Source organism: Pseudomonas sp. VMV1 (assembly GCF_056790235.1).
Genome location: NZ_JBXGSE010000002.1, coordinates 454728 through 466065, shown reverse-complemented (window position 1 = coordinate 466065; position 11338 = coordinate 454728). Strand labels below are relative to the sequence as shown.

At 60.4% G+C, this 11338-nt stretch carries 12 protein-coding genes; all 12 read right to left on the bottom strand.

Annotation, left to right across the window (positions count from 1 at the left end):
• Positions 1–10 precede the first annotated feature (10 nt).
• Positions 11–352 (bottom strand): flagellar hook-basal body complex protein FliE, encoded by a 342-nt coding sequence (gene fliE / locus ACUCV0_RS07685; RefSeq protein WP_059315556.1) that lies wholly within the window; start codon positions 350–352, stop codon positions 11–13.
• A gap of 143 nt (positions 353–495) precedes the next feature.
• Positions 496–798, bottom strand: coding sequence for a ComEA family DNA-binding protein (locus tag ACUCV0_RS07680; RefSeq protein WP_313648107.1), 303 nt, complete (start codon positions 796–798; stop codon positions 496–498).
• Positions 799–857: 59 nt separating this feature from the next.
• A complete protein-coding gene (rfbD, locus tag ACUCV0_RS07675) occupies positions 858–1772 on the bottom strand; it encodes a dTDP-4-dehydrorhamnose reductase (RefSeq protein ID WP_271655473.1) in 915 nt (304 codons plus the stop codon).
• Positions 1769–2305, bottom strand: a complete 537-nt coding sequence (gene rfbC, locus ACUCV0_RS07670) for a dTDP-4-dehydrorhamnose 3,5-epimerase (protein WP_059315559.1) — start codon at positions 2303–2305, stop codon at positions 1769–1771. The genes rfbD and rfbC overlap by 4 nt, the downstream gene beginning before the upstream one ends.
• Positions 2305–3186, bottom strand: a complete 882-nt coding sequence (gene rfbA / locus ACUCV0_RS07665) for a glucose-1-phosphate thymidylyltransferase RfbA (protein WP_271655474.1) — start codon at positions 3184–3186, stop codon at positions 2305–2307. The genes rfbC and rfbA overlap by 1 nt, the downstream gene beginning before the upstream one ends.
• 72 nt (positions 3187–3258) lie before the next feature.
• A complete protein-coding gene (gene rfbB, locus ACUCV0_RS07660) occupies positions 3259–4323 on the bottom strand; it encodes a dTDP-glucose 4,6-dehydratase (RefSeq protein ID WP_271655475.1) in 1065 nt (354 codons plus the stop codon).
• Between the two features lie 221 nt (positions 4324–4544).
• Positions 4545–6527 (bottom strand): polysaccharide biosynthesis protein, encoded by a 1983-nt coding sequence (locus ACUCV0_RS07655; RefSeq protein ID WP_323147824.1) that lies wholly within the window; start codon positions 6525–6527, stop codon positions 4545–4547.
• A gap of 10 nt (positions 6528–6537) precedes the next feature.
• Positions 6538–7587 (bottom strand): MraY family glycosyltransferase, encoded by a 1050-nt coding sequence (locus ACUCV0_RS07650; protein WP_482212430.1) that lies wholly within the window; start codon positions 7585–7587, stop codon positions 6538–6540.
• Positions 7587–8558 carry an NAD-dependent epimerase/dehydratase family protein gene (locus tag ACUCV0_RS07645; RefSeq protein ID WP_482212429.1) on the bottom strand — a complete coding sequence of 324 codons (972 nt, stop codon included), beginning with the start codon at positions 8556–8558 and terminating at the stop codon, positions 7587–7589. Before ACUCV0_RS07645 ends, ACUCV0_RS07650 begins: the two co-directional genes overlap by 1 nt.
• A gap of 139 nt (positions 8559–8697) precedes the next feature.
• A complete protein-coding gene (locus ACUCV0_RS07640; RefSeq protein ID WP_323147822.1) occupies positions 8698–8919 on the bottom strand; it encodes a hypothetical protein in 222 nt (73 codons plus the stop codon).
• A gap of 244 nt (positions 8920–9163) precedes the next feature.
• The gene (gene ihfB, locus ACUCV0_RS07635; RefSeq protein ID WP_007160396.1) at positions 9164–9451 is read right to left on the bottom strand and encodes an integration host factor subunit beta; all 288 of its coding nucleotides are present in this window, start codon (positions 9449–9451) and stop codon (positions 9164–9166) included.
• Between the two features lie 189 nt (positions 9452–9640).
• The gene (gene rpsA, locus ACUCV0_RS07630) at positions 9641–11320 is read right to left on the bottom strand and encodes a 30S ribosomal protein S1 (protein WP_059315566.1); all 1680 of its coding nucleotides are present in this window, start codon (positions 11318–11320) and stop codon (positions 9641–9643) included.
• Positions 11321–11338 lie beyond the last annotated feature (18 nt).

Here is an 11338-nt window from a genome sequence, read left to right as displayed (position 1 = left end):
TAGCCCGTCCTCAAATAGACATTTGCATGATGTCTTGGTACGCCTGGACAAACTTGTTGCGTACCTGGGTCAAGGCCTGTACGGAGATGCTGGCCTTCTGCGAAGCGATCATGACTTGAGTGAGGTCGACGCCACCCTGCCCCAGCTCGAAGGCCTTGGCCATCTCGCCAGCAGTCTGCTGGGTTTCATTGACGGAGCCCACGGCCTTGCTGAGCATGTCGGCGAAGCTCGGACCTTGGACCTGCTCGGCGCCAGCAGCAGGGGCTGCTACGGCTTTCGGCCGGGCCATGGCCTCGGTCTGCATGGAACGCATTTCCAGCATCAACCGATTGAACTCGACACCTTGAACCATTTGCTCTGCTCCTCTGGCACGGGAAATTGACGCCGTACCCACTCGTGTCAGAGATAGAGCAATGCCTGTGCCAGATCCTGAAAATCAAGCTAAAACAATAGCTTGGAGATAGGCACAGAGAGATGATTAAAGTTTGTCGACAATCAGTCGACGGTGAGCAAGGTGCGATTGCGTTGCAGCAGGGCCTTCCCGATACCCTTGACCTCGAGCAGCTCGTCCACCGAGGCAAAGGCGCCATGAGTCTGGCGATGCTCGACGATGGCCTGGGCCTTGACGGCCCCGATTCCCCGCAGCCGTTGCAGCGCGGTGACGTCGGCGACATTGATGTTCAGCGGCGCCTGCTCAAGGCTAGAAATGACTTTGGCGGCGCTGCCGCGGTCGGTTTCGCAGGCGCTGGCCCAGGGGCTGAGCAGGACCAACAACGTCACTATCCAGATGAATCTCATAGAGGAACCTCCGTGTTCCACTGTGTCATCCGGGAAGCTTAAACCGCTCCGTCAAAAGGTCAACTCACCAGCGACCCCGCCTGGGCGTGCTCGGTCTTGAGCGCCAGGAGGGTCTGGCGGACGCCTTGACGCCAATCGCTGGGCGCTATGCCGAACTGCTGCTCCAGCACGCTGGAATCGAGCATGGAATAGGCGGGCCGCTTGGCCAGCGTCGGAAATTCGGAGGTCGCGATCCCGGTAATGAGAGGGGTTCGCTGCAGCATGCCGAGTTCCTCTCCGGCATCGACGATATAGCGCGCGAAATCGCACCAGCTCAGGCCGCTGTCACCACCGAAATGGTAGAGCCCATAGGCCGCCTGATTTGGCTGGGCCTGGACCTTGGCCGCGATCTGCAGCAGCGCATCGGCGATATGACCCGCATAGGTCGGGCAGCCGACCTGATCCCTCACCACCCGCAACTCATCGCGATCAGCCGCCAGGCGCAGCATGGTCTTGAGGAAGTTGTTGCAGTGTTCGCTAAACACCCAGGCCGTTCTCAGCACCACCGACCGGGGGCAGGCGGAGAGCACGCGATTCTCCCCTTCCAGCTTGGTCATGCCGTACACGCCGGAGGGACTGACGGGATCCTCGACCTGATAGGGCTCGGTGGCCGTACCATCGAATACATAGTCGGTGGACAGGTGCAGCAGCGCGATACCGGCCGCCCCACAGGCCTGAGCCAGTACCGCAGGGCCTTCGATATTGCCGCGCGCGGCAATCTCCGGCTCCTGCTCGGCCTTGTCGACCGCCGTATAGGCGGCCGCATTGATCACCACGTCCGGCGCGAACCGCTGGAGATGGCTGGTTACCGAGCCTTCGTCAGCAATATCCAAAGTGGCACGTCCATGGGCCTCCCATGCCAGTTCTGAACGCTGAAGCCGGTCGGTCAGACAACGTCCGACCTGACCGTTCGCTCCGGTAACCAGTATCTTCATCTATACAGCTCCGCCAATCGAAGTCCTTGTGCATCTTTGGCGGACAGGATGGGATCCTTGACCCGCCAGTCGATATTCAGATCCGGATCATTCCAGATCAAAGACCCTTCATCAGAGGGATCGTAATAATCTGTGCACTTGTATTCAAAATCAGCGGTTTCCGACAGCACCACGAAGCCGTGGGCGAGGCCCGGCGGTATCCACAGCTGGCGCTTGTTGTCCTCGGAGAGGATTTCGGCCACGACATTGCCAAAGGTGGGCGAACCGCGACGAATGTCGACGGCCACGTCCAGTACCTCGCCACGCACGACCCGCACCAGCTTGCCTTGCGGCTTGCTGCGCTGGAAATGCAGACCACGCAGGACGTTTCTAGCTGAACGCGAGTGGTTGTCCTGCACGAATGGCAGGGTGATTCCTGCCTGCTGGGCATAGCGATCGGCCTGGAAGGACTCCAGGAAGAACCCGCGGTCATCACCGAAGACCTTGGGCTCGATCAGCTTCACATCGGGAATCGCGGTATCGAAGACCTGCATCAGTCCTGCTCCTTGCACAGCCGCGCCAGGTACTGACCGTAGCCGGTCTTGCTCAGGGCTTCGGCCTGCAGGGCCATCTGCTCGCAGGTGATCCAGCCTTTCTGGAAGGCGATCTCTTCAAGGCAGGCGACCTTCAGACCCTGACGTTTTTCGATGGTCTGCACGAAATGGCCAGCTTCCAGCAGGGCGTCGTGGGTACCGGTATCCAGCCAGGCGAAACCACGGCCCAGCAGGGACACGTTCAGCGAACCACGGCGCAGGTACTCGTTGTTGACGTCGGTGATTTCCAGCTCGCCGCGAGGCGACGGCTTGATATTGGCGGCGATGTCCAGCACGTCGTTATCATAGAAATACAGACCAGTGACGGCGTAGTTGGATTTCGGCTTCTTGGGCTTTTCTTCGATGCTCAGGGCCTTGCCCTGCTCATCGAATTCGACGACGCCGAAACGCTCGGGGTCAGCGACGTAGTAACCGAAGACAGTGGCGCCCTTTTCCAGGCTCGCCGCCTTGAGCAGCGTCTCGCTGAAACGCTGGCCGTAGAAGATGTTGTCGCCCAGAACCAGGCAGACATTGTCATCGCCGACGAATTCGCGACCAATGATGAAGGCCTGGGCCAAGCCGTCCGGACTGGGCTGCTCGGCATAGCTCAGCTGCATGCCGAAATGACTGCCGTCGCCAAGCATGCGCTGGAAGCCAGGCAGGTCGTCTGGCGTCGAGATGATCAGCACTTCCTGGATACCGGCCAGCATCAGCACGGACAGCGGATAGTAGATCATGGGCTTGTCGTAGATCGGCAGCGACTGCTTGGACACGCCCAGGGTAATGGGGTGCAAACGGGTACCGGATCCACCGGCCAGCAGAATTCCCTTGTATTTGCTCATGGCAATCATCCTCTGAAAATTGACTGTTGCTGTCGGTCGGACACGCCCAGGGACGTGTCCGCAATAGGATCGTTAAACGGCTTCGCCGAGACGCTCGAGGCGATAGGCGCCGGACAGTACCCGCTGCCACCACTCACGATTGTTCAGGTACCAGGTTACGGTCTTGCGCATGCCGGTCTCGAAGGTCTCCTCCGGCGTCCAGCCCAGCTCGCGGCCAATCTTGCTGGCATCGATCGCGTATCTCATGTCGTGACCGGGACGATCCTTGACGAAGGTGATCAGGTCGCGATAACGCTCCACGCCTTCGGGCTTCTCCGGCGCCAGCTCTTCGAGCAGGTCGCAGATGGTCTCGACGACCTGCAGGTTGCGCTTCTCGTTGTGACCGCCGATGTTGTAGGTCTCGCCGATCTCGCCCTGGGTCACCACGGTGTAGAGAGCCCGGGCATGGTCTTCGACGAACAGCCAGTCACGCACCTGGGAACCATCGCCATAGACCGGCAGCGGCTTGCCATGGATGGCATTGAGAATGACGTGGGGAATCAGCTTCTCGGGGAAGTGATAGGGGCCATAGTTGTTCGAGCAGTTGGTCACCAGCACCGGCAGCCCGTAGGTGCGACCCCAGGCGCGTACCAGATGGTCGCTGCCGGCCTTGCTGGCCGAATAGGGCGAACTCGGCGAATAGGGCGTGGTCTCGGTGAAGAGGTCGTCGGTGCCGTGCAGGTCGCCGTATACCTCGTCGGTGGAGATGTGGTGGAAACGGAAGGCTGCCTTGGCTTCCGGCTCCAGCTCGTTCCAGTAGGCACGAGTCACTTCCAGTATGACGCCGGTGCCGACCACGTTGGTCTGGATGAAGGCGGCAGGGCCCTCGATGGAGCGGTCCACGTGGGACTCGGCCGCCAGGTGCATGACTACGTCGGGCTGGAAGGACGCGAAGACCTGCTGCAGCGCGGCGAAGTCGCAGATGTCCACCTGGTGGAACTCGTAGCGGTCGGAGTCGGCGACTTCGGCCAGGGAATCCACATTACCGGCGTATGTCAGCTTGTCGACGTTGGCAACCTTGCATTGGGTCTCGTTGATAAGAAAACGTACTACGGCGGAACCAATGAAACCCGCGCCACCTGTTACCAGTACCTTCATCCTGAATCCTGCCTATATCGATTTGTACATCATCGCGCCCAGCGCCGCGGGCGAGACATCGGAGGACGGCGCAGCCATCCCTGGCTCGGGTCACAGCCACAGCTATGTACCCAAAGACCTGAGTTAAACAGTGGCAGGAAAAGAAAGTTCAGCCTAGCGGTGGGAGGCTGCCGCTTCTGTGCTCGGCTTCAAATCCAGGCTGAAAGAAAGCGTGGACCGGATCACTCGATGGATCTCTTGCCGTGCAGCCAGTCGACGATATCGCCCTCGGGAGAATAGCCGGCGACGGTATCGCGCAGCAGCTGGCGGACACGCAGGTAATCGCCTGCCTCGATCGCTCGACTCAGCTCGATGATGGCAGCCTGGAAGGCTTCCCAGGCAAGGAAATCTTCGCTGGCGCGCATGATCTTGGGATGGGAAGTCGGGCTTACGTCATCACCGATGAGCAGCTCTTCATAGAGTTTCTCACCTGGACGCAGCCCGGTGAACTCGATGGCCACGTCGCCATGGGGATTGGTCGGGGAGCGCACGCTCAGACCTGACAACTTGATCATCTGCTCGGCCAGCTCGACGATCCGGACCGGCTCGCCCATGTCCAGCACGAAGACGTCACCGCCCTCCCCCATGGCGCCCGCCTGGATGACCAACTGGGCAGCCTCGGTGATGGTCATGAAGAAACGCGTGATCTTGGGATGGGTAACGGTCACCGGACCACCCTTGCGGATCTGGGTACGGAACAGCGGGATGACCGAGCCGGACGAGCCCAGCACGTTGCCGAATCTCACCATGGTGAAACGGGTGCGATTGACCTGATGGATGCCGTCCGCCTGACCGTGCAGCACGGGCGCGGCCTCGCGGCTCAGCGCCTGGAGGATCATCTCGGCCAGCCGCTTGGTACTGCCCATGATATTGGTGGGGCGAACCGCCTTGTCGGTTGAGATCAGCACAAAGCTGGTCACGCCGGCCTGGATGGCTGCCTGGGCGGCGTTGAGGGTTCCCAGCACATTGTTGCCGAATCCCTCGGCGATGTTGTGCTCGACCATGGGCACATGCTTGTAGGCCGCGGCGTGGTAGAGGGTAGCGACCTTCCAGTGCCGCATCACCTGCAACAGCAAGGGTGCATTGCGGATGGAGCCCAGCACGGGTACCAGGGTGACCGGCAGGGCTTCGCGCTGGATATAGGCGTCCAGCTCACGATGGATGCTGTAGAGATTGAATTCGGCATGGTCGAGCAGGATCAGGGTGCGCGGCTTCTGCCCGATGATCTGGCGACAGAGCTCGGAACCGATGGAGCCCCCTGCCCCGGTGACCATTACCACCTGGGCGGTAATGCAGCGGGCGAACAGCTCGGGGCGGGGCGTGACGGGATCGCGCCCCAGCAGATCGGCGATATCGACTTCCTGAAGATCGTCCACCTGCACCTTGCCACAGGCCAGATCACTGATGCGCGGCACGGTTCTGACGTGCAGTGGATAGGGTTCCAGCAGCCCAAGCACTTCGCGCCGGCGTGCGCGCGTGGCGGACGGTATCGCCAGGAGGATCTCTTCGGCGCCCGACTCGTCGATCATCTGCTGGATGTGCTTTGGCGTGTAGACCTTGAGCCCGGCGATGATGCGGTTGGCGATGCTCTTGTCATCGTCGATGAAGGCCACCGGGCGCATGGCCCGGCCCATGCGCAGGGCCGCGACCAGCTGGTTGCCGGCCGAGCCGGCGCCATAGATGGCCACCCGCGGCAATTCGTCGGGCTGCTTGATGAAGGGCACCGTGATGGCGCGATACCAGTCACCGAGGAAGTACTGACGCAGCGCGAGGCGCAACCCCCCGATCAGGATCAGGCTGACGATCCAGTAATTGAAGATCATCGAGCGCGGGACGATCTCCGGCAGATCGCGATACCAGTAGATGACTACGGACAATAGCAGGGTCGACAGGGTCACCGCCTTGGCGATGGCGATCAGCGCATCGTTGCCCAGATAGCGCATGACCGCCCGGTACATGCCGAAGCGAATGAATAGCGGGATGGCAATGGCCGGGGCGGTAATGAACAGCCAGGCATGACCACTGAAGGGCTCGATCATCTGCACGGAGCCCAGGCGCAGATAGAAGGCCAACCATAGCGAGAGCCAGATCAGCAGCAGGTCGACCGCGACCTGGATGACTCTCTTCGTACGCCGGTTCAGCTTGACCAGATGGTCACGCAACATGTCAGTGTCCCTAATCCCTGATTCCGGTGGACTGCGCAGCCGCGGCTACCTCATCGGTCCCAGCATGGTATCGAAGGGCCAGGCAAAGCAAAGGCCCATAGGCAAGCAAGAGGCCCAGTATGGCACTTAAACGCCCGGCACCCACCAGCAAAGCGATAGGCAGCAACCCGCACAGATTGATCACCAGCACGGCCAGGGTCACCGGCCGGTGCGCGCCATGCCTCCGCGACGCCCACTGATAGGCATGGGTGCGATGGGCTTCGTAGGGTTTCTTGCCGCGACTCAGCCGGCGCAGCAGCGTCCAGGTCGCATCCACCACGAAGACACCAAGCAGGATCAGCCAGGCCCAGAACAGCGACAGATCGGTCAGCGCCGCCTGCAGCGAAAGAATGCCGAGGACCAGGCCGAGGAAGCCGCTACCCGCATCGCCCATGAAGATTCGGGCAGGCGGAAAATTCCACCACAGGAACCCGCTGACCGCTGCCGCCAACAGCAGCGGCGCCGCCACCAACTGGCTCTGACCGACGAATACATACACCAGCGCCATACCCAGACAGACAGTCAGGGCTTCCACGGCGGCGATACCATCGATACCGTCCATGAAGTTGTAGAGGTTCAGCAGCCAGACCAGATACAGACACCCCAGAGCAATTATCAGCCAACCGGGCAACCCGAGCGACCCGGCCAGAGTATCAGGCAGGACGCCATAGCCACCCAGCCACAGCAAAGTGCCCAGAGCGGCAAGAAAATGGCCGAGCAACCGCCAGCCAGCACCGACATGACGATGATCGTCAACGAAGCCCAGTACCGCCACCAGCAACCCCGCCCCTGTCAGCACACCACAGAACGAAGGTTCTAGCCGTCCCAGCAGCAGCAGGACTGCGCAGCCGAGCAGAAATACCACGACGATCGCCAGGCCGCCGCCACGAGGTGTCGCCACCTGATGCGAACTACGGGCATTGGGTTCATCGAGCAAACCGCCGGACAAGGCATAGCGCCTGAGGGCTGCGGTACCCAGCCAGCTGCAGCCAACGGCTGCTATCAACAACAGCAGCAGCATCACCTGCCCTCCGGGTGTGCTTGCTGCGCTCCCAGCGCCCGAAGCGCAATGCGCGCCGACAGCGGAGGCTGCCAGCCGAGCAAGGCCCTGGTAGGCTGAATATCGACTTGCAGTGAACCACAGAGTCTTTGCGCCACATCGCCGCGACCCAGCAGCCGAGCGCCCCATTCGAGCCAGGCGGGTGGAATCGACATCAACCGGGCATTGCGCCCCAAGCCTTCGGCCAGTAGCTGCAGCAATTCGGCAGTAGACACGTCCTCGTCGTCACTGGCCAGCAGGATGGCGCCCGCGGCCTTGGGCGCCTCGATGCACAGGATCAACAGATCGACCAGGTTCTCCAAGGCCAGCAGGCTGCGCCTGTTATGGCGGACACCGCCCAAGGGCAGAGGTACACCACGAGCCAGGGTGTCCAGCAGGCGAGCCACATTGGCTTTTACTCCAGGCCCATAGATCAGCGGCGGTCGCACGATGACCACTTCCAGCCCGGTCTCGGCCATCAGCGCCAGCAGCTGCTGTTCGGCGGCCGCCTTCGAACGTGCATAGGCGTCACTGGGCGCAGGAGGATCGTCAGCGCGAAAGGGCCGACCGGGCTGAGTCCAGTCGCCGTTGACCTTGATACTGCTGACAAAGATGAAGCGGCGAACGCCGACGGCAGAGGCGTCCCGTGCCAGCTTCAGCGTGGCAGCTCGATTCACTTCGTCGTAGCGCCTTTCGCTCTCCGCGCCCGGCTGTTCGCCCAACTGGTGGACGCGCGCCGCGAGGTGAATGACCGTGTCCACCCCTGCCAGCGCTGCACACCAATCGGTATCGCTGGACAGCTCCTGGATCACCGTCGTGATGCCACCCACGGTAGAAGCCGCGGACGCCTGGCGTTGCGCTGCGATTACCGGATACTCCTTGGTCTGCAGCTGCCTAACCAGGGCGGCACCCACGAAGCCTCTCGCCCCCGTCACCAGAATCTTGCGTTCCATCAATGCGTTGCGCCGTGCCAGTCAGCCAGGTAAGGGGGCTTATGGTAAGACATTGCCCCGCGAGGGCCTAGCCGCGCAAAACGCGGGCATAAAAAAGCCCGCCAAGCGTGAGCTTGGCGGGCCGTAAAACGGTAAAGCTTTAGAACGTCTTGGCAGTCGCCCGCACTTCAACGGCCTGGAAACGAGCGGCCGGAGGAGCAACGTAGTGACGGGAGAAGTTCTCAACGCGCTGAGCGGGCTGCAGGAACAGAGCTACCATCCAGCTGCCAGCCAGAGCAGCGACGGCCAGGAAGGGATGCCCAAGTTGCATGCTGGTAAAGCAGGCGGCGATACCAATCCAGATGAAAAGATAGTGGCGCATGACAACTTCCTCACTCGGCGTGGACTACGAGGTCACCCAAGACCTTATGTGAAGGAAGTCTCATACAAAAATCGGAACTCGTCTACAAAAATATCAAAACGCCTTGACTTTTTTTGTAAACGTCAAAATACCGATAAAAAATGAATAAACAACGCTTTTTTGACGATTCTGGCTCAGATTAAAAAAGCAGAAGAATCAATAGCTTAGACGGTAATCGAGCAGACAGAAGAGTTGGGCGACGGCTTTATGGCTCCAACTCGTTGACCCTGTCTCTCAACTCCTTGCCCGGTTTGAAGTGCGGCACGAACTTTCCGTCCAGCAATACCGACTCGCCTGTCTTGGGATTGCGACCGGTCCGAGGCGCCCGATAATGCAGAGAAAAGCTGCCGAAGCCCCTGATTTCGATGCGATCACCTGTGGAAAGCGCCTGGGCCATCTGCTCCAGCATGGTCTTGATAGCCAGCTCGACGTCCCTGGACGAAAGTTGCCCCTGGTAGGACACGATGCGCTCGATCAACTCCGACTTGGTCATGGATTTTTTCCTTCGTTATCAAGCGGCTAGATCACCTTCAAGGACTTTTAGCACGCTGGCCGATTTTTGAAAAGTCAAGCAGGTCGCTTTCGCCTCGGTAACTTTTACGTCTCATGACCACCTTGCTTCCCTTTCTGCAGAGCAAAAAAAAGCGACCCCGAAGGGTCGCTTTTTCATTCAAGCTCGAACTTAGTTCTGGCTTTCCATCTGCGCCTTGATCAGGTCGCCGATGGTGGTGGGGCCAGCAGCAGGCTCTTGCTTGCTACGCAGGGAGCTCATGGCTTCCTTCTCGTCGTCGACGTCCTTGGACTTGACGGAGAGGCTGATCACGCGGCTCTTGCGATCGATGCTGATGATCTTGGCTTCGACTTCGTCGCCTTCCTTCAGCACGTTACGGGCGTCTTCGACGCGATCACGGCTGATTTCGGACGCCTTCAGGACGCCTTCGATCTCGTTGCCCAGGGTGATGACAGCGCCCTTGGCATCGACTTCCTTGACGGTACCGCGCACGATGGTGCCTTTCTCGTTCAGGGAGGCGTAGTTGGAGAACGGATCGTCTTCCAGCTGCTTGATGCCCAGGGAGATGCGCTCACGCTCCGGGTCAACGGACAGGATCACGGTGTCCAGCTCGTCACCCTTCTTGAAGCGACGCACGGCTTCTTCGCCGGTTTCGTTCCAGGAGATGTCGGACAGGTGTACCAGGCCGTCGATGCCGCCTTCCAGACCAATGAAGATACCGAAATCGGTGATCGACTTGATGGTGCCGGAGATGCGGTCGCCCTTGTTGAACTGACCCGAGAACTCTTCCCACGGGTTAGCGCGGCACTGCTTGATGCCCAGGGAGATACGACGACGCTCTTCGTCGATATCCAGGACCATGACTTCCACTTCGTCGCCGACCTGAACGACCTTGGACGGGTGGATGTTCTTGTTGGTCCAATCCATTTCGGACACATGTACCAGGCCTTCCACGCCCTCTTCCAGCTCGGCGAAGCAGCCGTAGTCGGTGAGGTTGGTGACGCGCGCCTGAACGCGGGTGCCTTCCGGGTAACGAGCCTTGATGGCGACCCACGGATCTTCGCCCAGCTGCTTCAGACCCAGGGAGACGCGGTTGCGCTCGCGGTCGAACTTCAGCACCTTGACGTCGATCTCGTCGCCGACATTGACGATTTCCGACGGATGCTTGATGCGCTTCCAGGCCATGTCGGTAATGTGCAGCAGGCCATCCACGCCGCCCAGGTCGACGAACGCACCGTAGTCGGTGAGGTTCTTGACGATACCCTTGACCTGCTGACCTTCCTGCAGGGATTCCAGCAGAGCTTCACGCTCGGCGCTGTTCTCGGCTTCCAGGACGCTACGACGGGAAACGACAACGTTGTTGCGCTTCTGGTCCAGCTTGATGACCTTGAACTCGAGTTCCTTGCCTTCCAGGTGAGTGGTGTCACGCACCGGACGGACGTCGACCAGGGAGCCCGGCAGGAACGCGCGGATACCGCTGACGTCGACGGTGAAACCGCCCTTGACCTTGCCGTTGATGACACCCTTGACCACTTCGTCGGCGCTGAACGCGGCTTCCAGGACCAGCCAGGACTCGGCGCGCTTGGCCTTTTCGCGAGACACTTTGGTTTCGCCGAAACCGTCTTCGACGGCATCCAGGGCTACGTGGACTTCGTCACCCACGTTGATGGTCAGCTCGCCTTGTTCGTTGTAGAACTGCTCGAGCGGAACCAGGCCTTCGGATTTCAGGCCGGTATCGACCACTACCCAGTCGCCATCGATCGACACCACGGTGCCGACGATGATGGCGCCCGGCTGCATGTCGAGGGATTTCAGACTTTCTTCAAAGAGTTCTGCGAAGCTTTCGCTCATGTTTATACCTGTTGTATG

Coding starts and splice junctions, on each gene's coding strand:
- ACUCV0_RS07655 (WP_323147824.1), bottom strand. CDS start 6,527: ATGTTGCGTGACCATCTGGTCAAGCTGAACCGGCGTACGAAGAGAGTC.
- ihfB (WP_007160396.1), bottom strand. CDS start 9,451: ATGACCAAGTCGGAGTTGATCGAGCGCATCGTGTCCTACCAGGGGCAA.
- rpsA (WP_059315566.1), bottom strand. CDS start 11,320: ATGAGCGAAAGCTTCGCAGAACTCTTTGAAGAAAGTCTGAAATCCCTC.
- rfbA (WP_271655474.1), bottom strand. CDS start 3,186: ATGAGCAAATACAAGGGAATTCTGCTGGCCGGTGGATCCGGTACCCGT.
- rfbB (WP_271655475.1), bottom strand. CDS start 4,323: ATGAAGGTACTGGTAACAGGTGGCGCGGGTTTCATTGGTTCCGCCGTA.
- ACUCV0_RS07645 (WP_482212429.1), bottom strand. CDS start 8,558: ATGGAACGCAAGATTCTGGTGACGGGGGCGAGAGGCTTCGTGGGTGCC.
- ACUCV0_RS07640 (WP_323147822.1), bottom strand. CDS start 8,919: ATGCGCCACTATCTTTTCATCTGGATTGGTATCGCCGCCTGCTTTACC.
- rfbC (WP_059315559.1), bottom strand. CDS start 2,305: ATGCAGGTCTTCGATACCGCGATTCCCGATGTGAAGCTGATCGAGCCC.
- rfbD (WP_271655473.1), bottom strand. CDS start 1,772: ATGAAGATACTGGTTACCGGAGCGAACGGTCAGGTCGGACGTTGTCTG.
- fliE (WP_059315556.1), bottom strand. CDS start 352: ATGGTTCAAGGTGTCGAGTTCAATCGGTTGATGCTGGAAATGCGTTCC.
- ACUCV0_RS07650 (WP_482212430.1), bottom strand. CDS start 7,587: ATGCTGCTGCTGTTGTTGATAGCAGCCGTTGGCTGCAGCTGGCTGGGT.
- ACUCV0_RS07680 (WP_313648107.1), bottom strand. CDS start 798: ATGAGATTCATCTGGATAGTGACGTTGTTGGTCCTGCTCAGCCCCTGG.